At 50.2% G+C, this 17,298-nt stretch carries 14 protein-coding genes; 5 read left to right on the top strand and 9 right to left on the bottom strand.

Annotated elements, in window-relative coordinates; all coding sequences use genetic code 11:
* The first annotated feature begins 200 nt into the window (after positions 1-200).
* Positions 201-938, top strand: a complete 738-nt coding sequence (locus ACQ0PY_RS01300) for a peptidoglycan DD-metalloendopeptidase family protein (RefSeq protein ID WP_000287501.1) — start codon at positions 201-203, stop codon at positions 936-938.
* Positions 939-971: 33 nt separating this feature from the next.
* On the opposite strand, the gene ACQ0PY_RS01295 is transcribed toward ACQ0PY_RS01300, so the two are convergent.
* From ACQ0PY_RS01295 to silC, 7 genes are all read right to left on the bottom strand, one after another.
* On the bottom strand, positions 972-1,169 hold the full coding sequence (locus ACQ0PY_RS01295; RefSeq protein WP_000843494.1) for a DUF2933 domain-containing protein: 198 nt from the start codon (positions 1,167-1,169) through the stop codon (positions 972-974).
* Positions 1,170-1,209: 40 nt separating this feature from the next.
* Positions 1,210-3,657, bottom strand: coding sequence for an Ag(+)-translocating P-type ATPase SilP (silP, locus tag ACQ0PY_RS01290; RefSeq protein ID WP_001353604.1), 2,448 nt, complete (start codon positions 3,655-3,657; stop codon positions 1,210-1,212).
* Positions 3,658-3,783: 126 nt separating this feature from the next.
* Entirely contained in the window at positions 3,784-4,224 is a 441-nt protein-coding gene (locus ACQ0PY_RS01285) for a DUF411 domain-containing protein (RefSeq protein ID WP_000758228.1), read from the bottom strand.
* An 86-nt stretch (positions 4,225-4,310) separates the two neighbouring features.
* Complete coding sequence (silA, locus tag ACQ0PY_RS01280; protein WP_000574029.1) at positions 4,311-7,457, bottom strand: Cu(+)/Ag(+) efflux RND transporter permease subunit SilA; 3,147 nt, start codon at positions 7,455-7,457, stop codon at positions 4,311-4,313.
* 10 nt (positions 7,458-7,467) lie between these two features.
* The gene (gene silB / locus ACQ0PY_RS01275; RefSeq protein WP_174335093.1) at positions 7,468-8,760 is read right to left on the bottom strand and encodes a Cu(+)/Ag(+) efflux RND transporter periplasmic adaptor subunit SilB; all 1,293 of its coding nucleotides are present in this window, start codon (positions 8,758-8,760) and stop codon (positions 7,468-7,470) included.
* Between the two features lie 113 nt (positions 8,761-8,873).
* Complete coding sequence (gene cusF / locus ACQ0PY_RS01270) at positions 8,874-9,227, bottom strand: cation efflux system protein CusF (protein ID WP_166444361.1); 354 nt, start codon at positions 9,225-9,227, stop codon at positions 8,874-8,876.
* A gap of 28 nt (positions 9,228-9,255) precedes the next feature.
* On the bottom strand, positions 9,256-10,641 hold the full coding sequence (silC, locus tag ACQ0PY_RS01265; RefSeq protein ID WP_047067158.1) for a Cu(+)/Ag(+) efflux RND transporter outer membrane channel SilC: 1,386 nt from the start codon (positions 10,639-10,641) through the stop codon (positions 9,256-9,258).
* Positions 10,642-10,830: 189 nt separating this feature from the next.
* Between silC and silR the strand changes: the two genes are divergently transcribed.
* The 4 genes from silR (at position 10,831) to copM (ending at position 14,159) form a co-directional block, all read left to right on the top strand.
* Complete coding sequence (silR, locus tag ACQ0PY_RS01260; protein ID WP_000697969.1) at positions 10,831-11,511, top strand: copper/silver response regulator transcription factor SilR; 681 nt, start codon at positions 10,831-10,833, stop codon at positions 11,509-11,511.
* A complete protein-coding gene (gene silS, locus ACQ0PY_RS01255) occupies positions 11,504-12,979 on the top strand; it encodes a copper/silver sensor histidine kinase SilS (protein ID WP_064148682.1) in 1,476 nt (491 codons plus the stop codon). Before silR ends, silS begins: the two co-directional genes overlap by 8 nt.
* Before the next feature lie 250 nt (positions 12,980-13,229).
* Positions 13,230-13,661, top strand: coding sequence for a silver-binding protein SilE (gene silE, locus ACQ0PY_RS01250; protein WP_000790485.1), 432 nt, complete (start codon positions 13,230-13,232; stop codon positions 13,659-13,661).
* Positions 13,662-13,808: 147 nt separating this feature from the next.
* A complete protein-coding gene (gene copM / locus ACQ0PY_RS01245) occupies positions 13,809-14,159 on the top strand; it encodes a CopM family metallochaperone (RefSeq protein ID WP_000647571.1) in 351 nt (116 codons plus the stop codon).
* Between the two features lie 168 nt (positions 14,160-14,327).
* On the opposite strand, the gene ACQ0PY_RS01240 is transcribed toward copM, so the two are convergent.
* Complete coding sequence (locus ACQ0PY_RS01240) at positions 14,328-16,154, bottom strand: AAA family ATPase (RefSeq protein ID WP_001239419.1); 1,827 nt, start codon at positions 16,152-16,154, stop codon at positions 14,328-14,330.
* 563 nt (positions 16,155-16,717) lie between these two features.
* On the bottom strand, positions 16,718-17,017 hold the full coding sequence (locus ACQ0PY_RS01235) for a helix-turn-helix domain-containing protein (protein ID WP_001097216.1): 300 nt from the start codon (positions 17,015-17,017) through the stop codon (positions 16,718-16,720).
* Positions 17,018-17,298: the final 281 nt, after the last annotated feature.

Raw genomic sequence — 17,298 nt, 5'->3', positions numbered from 1 at the left:
CCGTAACCTGTTTCAGTCCCGTTAATCATCACCGTCGGGCTGGTCATACAGTTCCCAGAGCTTCAGGAGCAAACGGGAAACAAGATATGTTACAAAAATGACGACCATCAACGGTGCTCCCGATTAACTGACAGATGACACGCCTCCTGAAAACCCCTAGCATACGCCGCAGTGTTCATGCTAACGGCGAATTCCAGTAAATGTATTCTACCGATGTCGTAAAAGAAAATGCCTACCTTTCAGCCACCCGCTCGGGGCTGGAATCGAACGAGATCGCTACTCTTCAGCGCTCCTTGCCTTCCCGGTTTAATCTGCGGCATTTGAAAAAAAATGAATCATTAAAACTCGTACTGCAAAAGAAAGCGGGAAAATCACGTGTCGTGGCCTATAAATTTACGTCCGGTTCATTTAATTACACGGCGTATCGTATATCAGATAAAAAGTTCTATAACCTTTCCGATACTTCCGGGAAAGGCAGTCTCGATTATCCGTTACCGGCCACAGCAAGACTCAGTTCGCCTTTCAATCCTGCAAGACTTAACCCGGTATCGGGAAAAGTGAGTCCCCATAATGGCATTGATTATTCCATGCCCATGAACACGAAAATAGTCAGCGTCATCGACGGAAAAATCACCCGGGCCGAATACAACAGTACCATGGGATATTTTGTTGAAGTAACGGGAAAAGCCGGTGTTAAAACTCGCTATCTCCACCTCAATAAAATACTCGTTACTAAAGGGGCCAGGGTTACACGGGGAGGTGCTATTGCGTTATCCGGTAACAGCGGACGTTCATCCGGTCCTCATCTGCATTACGAGCTGGTCATCAATAACAACCCTGTTAACTCTCTGGCGTTCCGGGCAGCGGCACCCGCTGATAACAAACTCGAACAGCATGCCTTTGCGCATGCCAGAGACTACGAACGATACCTGGACTGATAACGGGACCGCGACGCGGCCCCGTCTGCCGGATTAATTTTTTTTATCGTTTTCACTTCCGTGATGTTGATGATCTCCATGCCCTCCGTGGCCGTGGAAAAGATGCATTAGCGGGCAGACCAGCAATAACAGATATGGCCAGTAACCTGCCACATGTGACCAGTGTTCGCGCAGGAGGGCAAATGCCGCGATCGCGGCGACAGCAATAAGCGCATAGGTGGTACTTTTCATACTGGACTCCTTCTGTTCGTAACTGACCCTTCACTCAGTGTTATTTCCCGAGCCTGACACTTTTCAGACGCAACGCATTCACAATGACGCTGACGGAGGAAAGAGCCATGGCCGCCGCCGCAATAACTGGCGACAGCAGTATTCCATACACAGGATAAAGCAGACCTGCAGCCACAGGCACGCCAAGTGCGTTGTAGATAAATGCAAAAAACAGATTCTGACGGATATTTTTCATGGTGATCTCTGACAGATGACGGGCCCTGTTCAGTATCATCAAGTCGCCTTTGAGAAGGGTGACTCCGGCACTTTCAATTGCCACATCTGTACCCGTTCCCATGGCTATACCCACGTCAGCCGCTGCCAGCGCCGGGGCATCATTCACACCGTCTCCGGCCATCGCAACCACATGGCCAGACTCTTTCAGTCGGGTTATCACTGCTTTTTTGCCATCCGGCAGAATTCCGGCTTCAACCTCATCTATTCCCAGTTTCCGTGCGACTGCTTCAGCAGTAAGCTGGTTATCCCCGGTGAGCATAACGATGCGGATCCCCGCCTGACGCAAAGCTTTAAGCGCATCCGGCGTGGTTGTTTTCACGGGATCCGAGATAGCTATCAGGCCTGCAAGGTCCCCGTCTGTGGCCACATAGATAACGGTAGCGCCTTCCATCCGCAACGTATCCGCAACGGCCTTTTGATTATCAATAACTATACTGTTTTCCTGCATAGCCAGTTCATTACCAATAACAACCCGTTGACCTTCGACATCGCCTGAGACACCTTTACCCGACGGTGCATCGAAATGAGTGACTGCGGGTATTGCGATCCCCTTTTCCTGTGCTGCTTTAACTACTGCCATACCCAGCGGATGCTGCGAGCCTTTTTCCACTGCGGCTGTTACACGCAAAAGAGATGTTTCCCCACCCGGATTGAGACTGATAATCCCTGTCACCGTAGGCGAACCTTCCGTGAGCGTGCCTGTTTTGTCGACAACCAGCGTGTCCACTTTTTCAAGACGCTCAAGGGCTTCGGCATTCCTGATTAACACCCCGGCCTGGGCTCCTTTGCCCACCCCCACCATTATCGACATCGGCGTGGCCAGCCCCAGCGCGCAGGGACAGGCAATAATCAGGACCGACACAGCCGCAATGAGACCGTGCGCCATCCTGGGCTCGGGCCCCCAGACAGACCAGATCACGAAAGCAACAACCGCGATAAGTATCACCAGAGGAACAAACCAGCCTGAAACGCTGTCAGCCATTCTCTGGATGGGGGCACGCGAACGCTGTGCATCAGCGACCATCTGAACAATTCGTGAGAGCATTGTTTCATCACCGACTTTCTCTGCACGGATGATGAGACTCCCTGTCTGATTAATGGTCCCCCCGATGACAGGGTCACCCTCCGTTTTGGTAACCGGCATAGATTCCCCGGTCACCATCGATTCATCAACGGTTGTTTTGCCTTCGATCACGATACCGTCGACCGGAATACTCTCTCCAGGTCTGATGCGGAGCTTATCGCCAGGCAGGACATCTTCCGCATTAATATCCGTTTCATGACCGTCATGATCCAGCCGTCTGGCGGTTTTGGGGGCAAGGTTCAGAAGCGCAGTAATGGCGCCTGAGGTTTGTTCCCGTGCCCGCAGCTCAAGAACCTGTCCCAGCAGAACAAGCACCGTAATAACTGCTGCGGCTTCAAAATAAACGGCCACCAGGCCATCCATGTTTCTGAACGATGCAGGAAACCAGGAGGGGAAGACGGTTGCAATGACGCTGTAAACCCAGGCTACGCCGGTCCCCATTGCAACAAGGGTAAACATATTCAGGGAGCGGTTACGTAACGACATTCCGGCCCGGGCGAAGAATGGCCAGCCACACCACAACACGACAGGGGAGGCCAGAAGCAGCTGCAGCCATGTGTTGTACTGTGGCGGTACTGTATTCCTCAACTCGGGAAACAGATGAGATCCCATTTCGAGTACCAGAACCGGAAACGCCAGCAACAACCCCAGCCAGAAGCGTCTTGTCATGTCGTGAAGTTCATCACTCGGCCCCGTGGATGCCGTAGCTACGAGCGGCTCCAGTGCCATTCCACAGACAGGACAGCTTCCGGGACCACTGCGGCGTATCTCCGGGTGCATCGGACATGTCCACACACCTTCAGAATTCTCTTTTTCCGCCTGGTGGTGAGGCTGTTTTATCTGATCAGGGCTGACTTCGTGATGATCGTGGTGATGGTGATGGGAATGTTCACTGGCATCTTCGGTAAGATAACGATCGGGATGGGCTTTAAATTTACTCTCACAGCTGGCGGAGCAGAAATAAAGTTGATGGTCTTGGTATCGAATGCTGCTGTGCGCCCTGTCGGGCAGGATGGCCATCCCGCACACGGGATCTCTCACCTTATGCAATACGTGGCCCTCGTCCGGGGATAATGTCTGCTCAGAAGCAGTCTGGTTGTTGTGTTGCACTGCATTGTCATTTTTCACAGTAACTCTCCTTATGCATACCGAAGCATCTTCTGTCTTCAGGGTATGTCATGGATGCGATTACCACGAATATCGCCGGCACAGGAGTGCCTGCTACCGGCGTCCCGTTATCAGCCGTTCCGCTGACTATTCGATTCGCTGGAAGACTTTTTTACTTCCATCCGGTGAGAATGCGATAACATCGTAAGCCTCTTTTCGGGCTCCCATCTCCATTCCAGGACTTCCTGCTGGCATACCGGGGGTGGCGAGACCGTATATACCTGAACCAGACTGCATTGCCTTATGTATCGTTGTCGCAGGCACATGGCCTTCAATGATCAAATTACCGGCAACCGCGGTATGACAACTTCGCAGTCCTGCAGGAATAGCATGCTTTTCTTTCAGGGCTGACAGCGCCTGATCATTCATGACGTGAGTTCGTACTTCAAACCCGTCTTTTTCCATCGCCTTGCCCCACAGGGAACAACAGCCACAGTTTTCAGATTTGTACATATCAATCACTTTTTCACTCGCCATCGCGGGCAGTGAAAGGCCGAGAGCCAGCGCCATCAGAACCACTTTTTTCATACTCACCTCTGTATATTATCGATTTAAACCCTGACGTCAGGGTGAATCAGTAAAGAAGGACACCCACAGGGGGTGCCCTTTCAGGTTCAGGACACGCTTTTTTTATGTCTGCGCAGCCAGATTAATTTGTAGGCGGCAGGAATAATGAACAGGGACAGCAGCGGAGCCGTGATCATCCCACCAATCATGGGTGCCGCGATACGGCTCATGACTTCTGAACCTGCACCGGTTCCCCAGAGTATTGGCAGCAGACCCGCAATGATCACCGCCACGGTCATGGCTTTCGGCCGGACACGCAGTACGGCACCATGATAGAGGGCTTCATCAAGGCCTTCCGGTGTGAACGTCTCTTTACGGGACAATTCCGGGTGCGCTTCAATGGCATGACGCAGATACATCAGCATGACCACGCCAAACTCTGCTGCCACCCCGGCCAGAGCGATAAACCCCGTTCCGGTTGCGACAGACATATGGAAGCCCTGCCAGTACAGGAACCATATCCCGCCAACCAGGGCGAACGGCAGGCTCATCAGGATCAGCAGGGCTTCATCAACCCGGCGGAATGCCAGATACAACAGGATGAAGATGATCATCACCGTCATCGGCACCATCAGCTTCAGTTTCTTGTTGGCATGCTCAAGCAGTTCAAACTGTCCGGAGAATGACACGCTGGTACCCGGTCTCAGTTTCACTTTCTGACTGATCGCCGTTTTAATGTCATTAACCACCGACACCATATCCCTGCCGCGCGCGTCAATGTAAATCCAGCTGGCTGGACGGGCATTTTCCGTTTTCAGCATAGTCGGCCCGGAAACGACCTTAATATCCGCAACATCGCCCAGCGTGATCTGCTGCTTCATCGGGGTCAGGATCGGCATCTGTTTCAGGGCCTGCGGGCTGTTCCGGTAATCCTGCGGATAGCGGATATTAATCGGGTACCGGGCCACGCCTTCAACCGTTTCCCCTACCGTCGCGCCGCCGATGGCTGATGAGATGAACAGCTGCACATCGCCCACCGTCATTCCGTAGCGGGAGGCTTTTTCCCGGTTGATATCCACATCAATGTAGCGCCCGCCTTCCAGTCGCTCTGCGAGAGCAGACACTACGCCGGGTACGGTTTTGGCGACCGCTTCGATACTCTGCGCCGTTGCATCGATATCGGACAGAACCGTTCCGGACACCTTGATACCTATCGGGCTTTTGATCCCGGTTGAGAGCATATCAATACGGTTACGGATTGGCGGCACCCAGAGGTTTGCCAGCCCCGGTAAACGGACGGTCCTGTCGAGTTCTTCAATAATCTTGTCAATCGTCATGCCTGGACGCCACTGATCCTCAGGTTTGAGCTGGATCGTGGTTTCAACCATTTCGAGCGGTGCGGAATCCGTGGCGGTCTCTGCTTTACCGGTCTTGCCAAATACAGAGGCCACTTCAGGAACGCTTTTGATTAACTTGTCCGTCGTCTGCAGGAGCGCTGCAGCTTCAGCCGGAGAGACACCCGGCAGGGTCGACGGCATATACAACAGGTCGCCCTCGTTAATCTTCGGCAGAAACTCACCGCCCACCTGGCTCAGCGGCCAGATAACGGTGAAAATGGACAAGGCCGCAACCAGCAGGGTTGTTTTTGGCCAGTGGAGAACCCGCAACAGCAATGGATGATACGCTTTGATCAGTACCCGGTTCAGGGGGTTACTGGTCTCTGCAGGAATTTTCCCCCGGATCCAGAATCCCATCAGAATCGGAATGACGATGATGGCCAGCGCGGCCGCGCCCGCCATGGAGTACGTTTTCGTGAATGCCAGCGGGCCAAACAGACGTCCTTCCTGACCTTCCAGGGTAAAGATAGGAATAAAGGACAGGGTGATGATCAGCAGGCTGATAAACAGTGCGGGTCCCACTTCAACGGAGGCATCGGTAATCACCTTCCAGCGGGTGGCGTTGTCAATCTGCTCACCCGGATGCTGATGATCCCACTCCTCAAGCCGCTTATGCGCATTCTCAATCATCACAATGGCGGCATCCACCATCGCACCGACGGCAATCGCTATCCCTCCCAGCGACATGATATTGGCGTTCAGTCCCTGGAAGTGCATGACGATAAAGGCGATACACAGACCAAGCGGCAGAGAGATAATCGCCACCAGGGCAGAACGTACGTGCCACAGGAACAGGGCACAGACGATGGCCACCACGATAAACTCTTCCAGAAGTTTGGAACTGAGGTTATCAATCGCCCGGTCGATGAGCTGGCTGCGATCGTAGGTGGTCACGATTTCAACGCCTTCCGGCAGGCTGGCCTTCAGCGTCTCAAGTTTATCCCTCACTGCCGTGATAACGTCGCGTGCATTTTTACCCGACCGCAGGATCACCACGCCGCCAGCGACTTCGCCCTGGCCGTTCAGCTCGGCAATACCACGCCGCATTTCAGGCCCGGTCTGCACGCGGGCAACATCCCGCAGATAAACCGGCACGCCGTTCTCGCCTGTTTTCAGGACGATGTTATTAAAATCATCAATGCTCTGAAGATAACCGCTGGCACGGACCATATACTCAGCTTCGGCCATTTCAACGGATGAGCCACCGGCCTCCTGGTTAGACGATTCAAGGGCCTGTTTCACTTCGGGCAGGCTGATACCATACTGAGACAATTTTACCGGATTGACCTGAATCTGGTACTGTTTCACCACGCCGCCAACCGAAGCGACCTCAGCCACGTTCGGGATGGTTTTCAGCTCAAATTTCAGGAACCAGTCCTGCAGAGAACGCAGTTCTGAAAGGTCGTGTTTTCCGCTGCGATCGACAAGGGCATATTCAAATATCCAGCCCACCCCCGTGGCGTCCGGACCGATTTCAGAACTCACACCGGCGGGCAGTTTTCCCTGTACCTGGTTCAGGTACTCCAGCACGCGGGAACGGGCCCAGTACAGATCGGTGCCGTCTTCAAAAATGACATACACATACGAATCACCGAACTGTGAAAAACCACGCACGGTTTTTGCGCCAGGCACGGACAGCATGGTGGTGGTAAGTGGATAGGTGACCTGGTTTTCTACAATCTGCGGGGCCTGGCCGGGATAGCTGGTTTTGATAATGACCTGCACATCTGACAGGTCAGGCAAGGCATCGACAGGCGTGTTAATAATCGTCCATGTGCCCCAGATGCTGAGAAACAGGGCCCCCATCATGACCAGGAAACGGTTGGCGACAGAGCGCCGGATAATCCATTCAATCATCGTCGTCTCCTCAGTGCCCTGAATGCATATTTACAGGCTGGTCAGACATTGCTGGCATACTGCTTTCTGTTTTTTCAGGGTGGCGCATACGTTCCAGTGCGCCCGTAATATTGGCTTCAGAGTCAATGAGGAACAGGCCACTGACCACCACGGTATCGCCTTCATTCAGGCCGGAGCCGATGCCGGACTGTTGCTGTGACTCATGCAGAACGTGGATCTGTTTCGGCACAAACTTGCCTTCATCATCAACAGTAATCACGCGCTGTTCTTTGCCGGTATCGATAACGGCCTGGCTTGGTATCAGCAGCATCTCCTGGCTTCTGGTATTCAGTTTCAGATAGGCATTCATGCCCGGCTTGAGAAACTCATCCTTATTAGAAACCTGGAGACGGACCTGAAGCGTACGGGTTGTCTGATCCACGCTGGGAAGAATGTTCCATTTTTCGACATGGAATGTTTTATCCGGATAAGCCGGTACCGAAATTTCAAACTGCGACGTATCTTTCAGCAGATATGCGATAGATTCTGGCACTGCAGCGCTGATCCAGACCGGGTCCATCCCCTGAATCTGAGCCACTACTTTATCTTTCGAAATATTCATGCCGGTGCGCAGGTCAAACGCAGTAATGACACCATCAATAGGTGCTTTAATGGTAAAACGGGTCTGGATTGTGCGGGTTGAACGCAGCCTTTGAATATCCTCTTCCGGCATACCAGCCAGACGAAGTCGCTCCAGAACCCCTTTTATCTGGGTTGACGTACCACCGGTGCTGGATAACAGAAGGAATTCACTCTGTGCTTCCACCCAGTCCGGAATGGTAATATCGATAAGTGGCGTCCCCTTCTTCACATGATCGCCAATCGTCATGGGGTAGACTTTTTCGACAAACCCGTCAGAACGCGCCTGCACAATAACAAACTGATACTCGTTATAGCTGACATTAGCCGGGATTGTCTGAGAATAATTCAGCATTCCTCGCGTGACTTTTTGCGTTTTTAATCCCAGATTCTGAACCTGGGTTGGGTCGATACGGATCCCGCCACTGCTTTTATCGCCACTGTCATCAGCATATTTTGGCACCAGGTCCATATCCATAAAGGGCGATTTTCCGGGTTTATCAAATTTGGTATCCGGTTTCATTGGGTCATACCAGAAAAGCACCTTTCGTTCCGGTGCCTTTTGTTCTGTTTTTTCTGTCTTTTGTGCTGAGTTTACATACTGCCAGGCAGTAACCGATATCAGCCCCCCTGCTATGAGGCTGCTGATAATTATTGCAGCATATTTTATCTTTAAAGAAGCCATACAATTTTCCGCTAAAAAATCAAAACACCTGGCATATGCGCCTGACGGTTAACTCACACATATACCTATGTGAATGTACAGGCGCACAGGATGTAATCGCTCCGGACAGCCAATCAGGACTGCGTCACGTTAATGCTTTTGAGTAAGGAGATATTGCCCTGCTGAATAAACGAGAAATCGACATGGTTGCCTGTTTTCAGGGCATTAATAGCATTGTCTGCATTAACAAAAGTAAAGCGCATGGTCATTGCAGGCCAGCCCACCGCCGGGATTGCTTCGTGCGAAATGGTAATCTTTTTACTATTCATATCAATGTCTTTAACGATACCGGTGCCCTTGATAACCTGCTGTACCGAAGCATCACTGGCAGCATTCATATCGCCATGCTGATGTGTTTCAGCATGAAGACCGGCAGAAAACATGACAGAGAAGGCACCAAATAAAACGGCTTTAAGTGAATTACGCATTTTTAATTTCCTGATTAATTGAATAAATTTACTCTACCCAACCGCCACCCAGCGCGGTAAACAGATTAATTTCGTTAACCTGTCGGGAATAGGTAAGATCGAGAATGGTTTGCTGCGTCGCGAAGAGGGAACGTTCTGCATCCAGCACTTCGATGTAACTGACAGCACCACTTGCATACAATCCTCTGGCACGCTGTAGAGTTATCTGTAGTGAATCAAGATAACGCTGCTGTGACTCAAGTTGCTGGCTAAGGCTGTCGCGCAGCGCAAGCGTGTCGGAAACATCCTTAAAGGCTGACTGAATTTTTTGTTCGTAATTAACCACCGACTGTTGCTGGCGAATTTCAGCCAGCTTCAGATTGGCTTTATTCCTGCCAGCATTAAAAATAGGAATTTCAATTTTAGGGATAAAATTCCACATTCCACTTCCTGACGTAAACAGGCTTGACAGCTCCGTACTGCTTGCGGAAAGACCACTGGTCAGGGTAATGGAGGGGAAAAAGGCCGCTCGCGCTGCGCCAATATTGGCATCAGCCGCTTTCAGCTGATATTCCGCTTCCATAATATCCGGTCGCTGCAGCAAAATTTGTGACGACAGATTTGGTGGCAATTTTACTGGTGCGATCTCCCCGCCTTTCATCCCTTTTTCTGACGGAAGTGCGCGGTACGTTCCCAGCACCAGTTGCAGGGCATTGTTTGCCTGAGCCAGATCGCCTTCTCGTTTGGCTATTTCGGCGCGGGTACTTTCGATTTGTCCTCTCGCCTGTTCAAGTGCCAGAACGTTCGTACTCCCGGTCACGAGCTGTTGCTCAACGAAAGCATAGGACTGTTCATAATTTTTCAGCGTTTCCCGCGCAATACGGAGTTGTTCGTACGCCAGTTGCTGGCTGAAATAGCTCTGTGAAACGCTGGAGACCAGCAGGATGTGTACGGCCCGACGGGCTTCTTCGCTGGCAAAGTAGTTCTGGCGATCAGCCTCACTCATGTTCTTAAGTTTGCCAAAAAAATCGAGCTCATAGCTGAGCTCCAGACCCGCGTCGTACTCCTGCGTGGTCGGCTTGTCACCTTTCAGACCACCGTTGTATGTGATCCCGGATGAGGCATTCAGCTGGGGATAACGATCTGCATCCGTGACGTTGAACTGGGCCCGGGCCTCTTCAACCTTCAGGGCAGCCATTCTCAAATCACGGTTATTAGTCAGGGCTTCACCGATCAGCCTGCTGACCTGGGGATCGACAAAAAAGTTTCGCCAGCCCGTATCCTGATAGCTGTTTACCGCAGGCGTCAGACTGTTTTTAGACAATGAAAACTGCTGGGGAACCGGAGCTGGCGGACGCTGATATTCAGGTGCCAGAGAAACACAACCAGCCAGGATGAATATGGTACTGATGCTGAGTAATTTTAATTTGAACATAACGCTTCTCGTCCAGGCAGACCTGGTAAATGGTTCAAACGAAGTCCAGAGTATTGATAGGGATACTTTACCTAACGCTCTCTGTTTGCCGGGTGACAGGATAATGACAATGTTGTCATTTTTGCTGTAATCCGTTGATAACGATCGTGGGCGCAATAGAATGACATTAGCAGCCAGCCGGGGAGCAAGATGAAAATATTGATCGTCGAAGACGAAATTAAAACAGGTGAATATCTCAGCAAAGGGCTTACAGAGGCAGGGTTCGTAGTGGATCACGCTGATAATGGTCTTACCGGATATCATCTCGCCATGACAGCCGAGTATGATTTAGTCATTCTGGACATCATGCTGCCTGATGTGAACGGCTGGGATATCATCCGCATGCTGCGCACTGCCGGAAAGGGTATGCCGGTCTTACTGCTGACAGCCCTCGGCACGATCGAACACAGGGTCAAAGGACTGGAACTGGGTGCGGACGATTATCTGGTTAAACCCTTTGCGTTTGCCGAACTGCTCGCCCGGGTGAGAACCCTTCTGAGGCGGGGAAACACGATGATCACGGAAAGCCAGTTTAAGGTGGCTGACCTCTCGATTGATCTCGTATCCAGAAAAGTCAGTCGCGCCGGAAACCGCATTGTGCTCACCAGTAAAGAGTTCAGCCTGCTGGAATTCTTCATTCGCCATCAGGGAGAGGTTCTTCCCCGCTCCCTGATTGCCTCTCAGGTCTGGGACATGAATTTTGACAGCGACACTAATGCGATCGATGTCGCAGTAAAGCGACTCCGCGCTAAAATAGACAACGATTACGGGACAAAGCTGATCCAGACAGTCCGGGGCGTGGGCTACATGCTGGAGGTCCCGGATGCATAGCAAACCTTCCAGACGCCCTTTCTCACTCGCTCTGCGGCTGACCTTTTTTATCAGCCTGTCCACGATACTGGCTTTTATCGCCTTCACCTGGTTTATGCTGCATTCTGTTGAAAAGCATTTTGCCGAGCAGGATGTCAGCGATCTTCAACAAATCAGCACCACACTGAACCGTATACTGCAGTCCCCGGTGGATCCGGATGATAAAAAAATAAGCAAAATAAAGGAATCAATTGCCAGCTACCGCAACGTTGCCCTTTTGCTCCTCAATCCCAGGGGTGAAGTGCTCTTTAGCTCAGCTCAGGGGGCGGCACTACGCCCGGCAGTGAATTCAGCAGATTTTAGCGAGCACAGCCGCGCACGGGATGTCTTTCTCTGGACGGTGGAGGATCCTGCGGGACCGATGGATACCGGGTCCGAAATGAAGATGGAAACATACAGGATTATCGCCTCCTCTGGTCAGGCGATATTTCAGGGCAAACAGCAGAACTATGTCATGCTGACTGGCCTATCCATTAATTTCCATCTCCATTACCTCGATGCGCTGAAAAAGAACCTGATTGCGATTGCCGTCGTGATAAGCCTGTTGATTGTTCTGATCATTCGAATCGCTGTCCGTCAGGGGCACCTGCCCCTTCGTAATGTCAGCAATGCCATTAAAAACATCACCTCCGAGAATCTTGATGCGCGACTGGAACCGACACGCGTTCCCATTGAGCTGGAGCAACTGGTTATCTCGTTCAATCATATGATTGGAAAGATTGAGGATGTCTTTACCCGCCAGGCCAATTTCTCTGCCGATATCGCGCATGAGATCAGAACGCCCATCACCAATCTGGTGACGCAGACTGAAATCGCACTGAGTCAGGATCGAACACAGAGGGAACTTGAGGATGTCCTCTATTCCAGTCTTGAAGAGTATAACCGGATGACCAAAATGGTCAGCGATATGCTGTTCCTGGCACAGGCAGATAATAATCAGCTGATACCTGACAGGGTCATGTTTGACCTCAGAGCGGAAGTCATGAAAGTCTTCGAGTTTTTCGAAGCCTGGGCCGAAGAACGCAATATCACGCTCAAATTTAACGGGATGCCCTGCCTGGTTGAGGGAGATCCACAAATGTTCAGAAGGGCGATCAATAATCTGTTATCCAATGCCCTGCGTTATACCCCGGAGGGACAGGCAATCACCGTCTCAATAAGAGAGCAGGAGAGCTTTTTTGACCTTGTGATTGAAAATCCGGGGAAACCGATCCCTGAAGAACATTTATCAAGGCTGTTTGACCGTTTTTATCGGGTGGATCCATCCAGACAACGAAAAGGAGAAGGCAGCGGCATCGGCCTTGCGATTGTGAAGTCAATCGTGGAAGCACATCACGGAAGAGTGCAGGTGGAATCAGACGTACGCTCCACGCGTTTTATCTTATCCGTGCCCAGACTGGAGAAAATGATCCCGGAAACCCAATGCTGAAAATAAAGATGTAAATGACAAAGATGTCATTAGCCTGTCATGCAGCAAACAGAAGCCATTCGATATAATTAGTGCAACTTATCAGGAAGGCTGGATTGCTTCATCAATACCCGGCGTCAGAGTACGCCAGGAAATGAATATCCAGCCCTCTTCCGGAGAAATAAACGCTGCCGAACTTGTTTCAGTTATGGAACTGAAAACACCGGTTGTACTTCCCCGGACATCACTAATTCAGAAATGGAGAGTTATCATGAAAAATATCGTATTAGCATCTTTGCTGGGCTTTGGTTTAATTTCTTCGGCCTGGGCCACTGAAACCGTGAATATCCATGAGCGGGTCAACAATGCACAGGCACCTGCTCACCAGATGCAGTCTGCTGCGGCTCCTGTCGGGATCCAGGGGACTGCACCTCGTATGGCCGGTATGGACCAGCATGAACAGGCCATTATTGCTCATGAAACCATGACGAACGGGTCGGCGGATGCGCACCAGAAAATGGTGGAAAGTCATCAGAGGATGATGGGAAGTCAGACCGTTTCCCCTACCGGGCCGTCGAAGTCATTAGCGGCAATGAATGAGCATGAAAGAGCTGCAGTTGCCCATGAATTTATGAATAACGGTCAGTCTGGCCCACATCAGGCCATGGCCGAAGCGCATCGTCGCATGCTCAGTGCAGGCTGACGGCGAGGGAAGTATCTGTGCTGTCCTTATTTCCTTGATAGATTTTTCCGTAACCGGATATATGGCAACATCTTTGCCCCCTACAGGGGGCATTTTTATCAGATTCTGCTACAGTTAACGGGCATCAACGCTAAAAGGATATTTTTTATGAAAGCCAGAAACACTTTATTTGCAGTATTAATGTTATCCCTGCCAGCGATTTCAGCAGAACATTCAGAAATGAAAATGACTGATATGTCTACCTCGGCTTCGTCACAGGAATATATGGCTGGCATGAAAGACATGCATGACAAAATGATGGCTGCCGTAAATGAGTCCGATCCCGACAAGGCTTTTGCGAAAGGCATGGTAGCGCACCATGAAGGGGCAATAGCAATGGCTGAGACCGAGCTCAAATACGGAAAAGATCCGAAAATGAGAAAGCTCGCGCAGGACATCATTAAAGCTCAAAAAGGTGAAATTGAGCAGATGAATAAATGGCTTGATAGTCAAAAGTAAACATTGTAGAAATGTCACGACAAGCGTGATTTTACATCGTTCCTGGGCGCGGGAGTCGGTTAATCTTTATATAATTCAAACCCGATTAATTTCGGGTTTTTACTACTCTGTACTCCGGTCCTTTGTTGAGGACCGGAATATATGCACCTGAGATGCTTATTTAATACATTATCTCGTCATGGATACAATGTCGCTCAGGATCTCAACCAGCTCGCTTCTCTCCTGCGTTCCGTCATGATAGGTTGATCTTGAGATGATTCTTTCTGATGTCATCTGAGGCCAGAATTTATCTAGTACATTATCGGGTTTCATTCCCACAGCCCGGCCGATTATTTTTTTAGCGTCACAGGTGTCCGTAAACGTGACGGCTACACCAGTAATTTCCTCGATAAGATCCGGGCACAGATAGTTTTCTATCTCACGTTTGCGCGTAGCGAAAAATACCTTACCGGCCTCCTCTACTTCTTTTTTACGCTTCTGGATGGACAGAACCTGTGCAGGGTCTCCCCCAATATCGGAGTCCAGAAATACGCACCAGGGAAGCCCCAGATCTTTGGCCAGATTCAATGTAACCCAGTGTTTGACGCTACCACACCCTCCTATGAGGACTGGCACTATTTTCACGTCCTCCAGAGAGGCTGGCAGCGCACCTGACTGTTTTAATGAACTGGCCGCATGCCTCAGGAAAGTAACATCCGACTTTCCCTCTACCAGAACAATCCCCTGCGCCCTTTCCATACCGGTCTCTGGCAGCACCCCCAGGCTTTCAGTGGCTTCCTTCAGCACTGCGTCATCCGGCATTTTTACTACGGGTTCACCCGCCTCATTTCGGGTAACATAACGTACGCCTTCGACAGGGATTAATCCGGCCAGCGCCGGGACATGGGTGGTGACGATAATCTGACGGTGCGGCTGGCCTGCCAGTGCCAGTAACGCTTTCATCAGCATCATCTGATAGTTCGGATGCTGTGACGTTTCAGGCTCCTCTATGGCATAAATCACATTTCTGGGCGTCCCCGCGACATTCTTTTCAGCCTCAGCCCGAAAAAAATTCAACAGGATAAGCCTCCTTATCCCGCTGCCGCGCTTATTGATGGGGATGCCATTTTCCCCGTCCAGGGTGAAATTGAAGGTCCACTTGGGTTTCTCCTTAAATCGTGGAGTCAGTTCACTGGCGAGTTCGGGGGCCATTTCACGTAATTTATCCAGCGTTCTCTGTGCGACATCCAGGACGCTGTCCTGAATCTCATTTTCCAGCGCTGTAATTTTGTCCTGCAGCGCAGCCTGAGCGTCTTTTACGGCCTGCTGTAAGGGGTTTTTAGCTTCGGAATCCCCGTCGCTGCTTTCCCTGTCGGCTTTGAAAATCGCATACGTGGGCAGCAAATCGAGGATCTTACCCCATAATGATTTTGTGTCGGTTCCGAACTCTTTATCGACATCCAGCATAATTTCCGAACAGGTATAGGGGGCTGCGGCTTCCCTGATGGCCTGACGCCATAACGATGCAGTGCGTTTATCCGCCACATTTTTTTCAACTTCTTTTCCCACCGCCTTGAGCTCAGAAATTTTCATGCCCAGTAAATTTCTCAGGGGCTCCTCATCCGGGTGGATGCAGCGGATGCAGGTCTGCTCCGGTTTTCCTGAGGTCGTTGCTTTAAACGTTTTGACGATTTCAAAATTGCCGTCCTCATTCAGCAGATGTTCTGAGGCGAGCGTGGTCTGCACCCTGTCGTCGATCATGATAAAATCGGGCAGGTCATCAAATTCACAGGCTATTTCAAAACGGCCGTCCCCTTCTCTTAGGCTGAAACAGTTCATGTCATTCTTGTCAGCCTTCATTCCTTCTGTTTCAAAAAAAATAGCCAGCGCTTCCAGAAGCGTTGATTTCCCAAAGTCATTACGACCGACAATACCCGTCATGCTTTCATCAATAATGATTTCAGTAGAGTTTCTGTAGCCTCTGAAGTTTTTCAGTTTTAATTTTCTGAGCCGCATATGAAGTCCTGTGTGTAAGAAAGCGTTTTGCTGCAACCTGAATACAAAATATATTTTCAAATGCCTGCCAACAAGCAGGGATAACCGTTATTCAGAATATCTTAACGACATTTCGGGATTATGATCTGGTCGCGCTTTCAGAACTTTACTGCCCCTCAAAACACCGGAAACTAACTTGTGGTTGGTTACATGGCAAAGTTAAAACTCCAGAATCACGGGTAATGATTTCAATGCTTATTATATTTTTTGGAATTGACTCATGAGCTTTATAATTTAAATGATAATAATAACCATTCTTTTATGCGTAATATTTGCTACTGACACTGATGAATTTAAAAGAAGATAGATTTTCATTTACGGATTATTTCCTAAATTCATCGATAATGTGATCGACATAAAATTTTCACTGAAGAATGAAGAGATAATTTAAGGCCGAGCGAAATAGCTCAAAATGGTGTATTTAACATAACAGAAGAAATGAAAGGCTCTATCGCAACCTGATACTTCAGGCCGCTAAGGGGTTAATCTTGTTGAAGAAAAATTAGACCGGGAAGCGCCAGGCGTCACCATTTCTCCCGCCTGGCTGGAAGTGAAGAATAATTGTGCATAGCTCCGTATTCGGGCTTTGCATCTGACAATGGTTCCCTGGATGAAAGTACGATCTCCACTCCAAGGACGCTGAACACCCTAAACAAACGCTCAAAACCCGCACTTGCAGGGTTGGCCTCTAGTCGGGCATAAGTTTGCTGTGTTATACCCAAACGTTCAGAAACATCTTTTTGCGTCAGTCCATTGGCTTTGCGAAAGCCGATTAAAACAGGACGTAACTGATTCAAAGTCTTCAAAGCGTATTGAGTGTTCATAAGTGACCTTCCGTATCGACGAGTTAACAAGCATAACGCAGGGATTTACAGCATATAGGCTGTAATGCTCATTAACAGACTATAGGCTGTAATACGAATCCTGCCAAGATGCGGCATCTTTCAAATACAAGGCCGTATTGGGTAAGCAGTACACCGTTATATAGCACCCCTTGCCCCTTTGCTGGAGAGGGACCCACGTGATCGCAGGTCTTTTAGACGTTGTTGCTAACCGGCATCATACACAGGTGGTAACCCCCAGGGAATCTCTATGAGTGATAATT

The sequence above is a fragment of the Citrobacter sp. LST-B2 genome, assembly GCF_057983045.1.
Note: the sequence above shows the minus strand (reverse complement) of the source record. Positions and strands in the feature narration are given on the sequence as shown.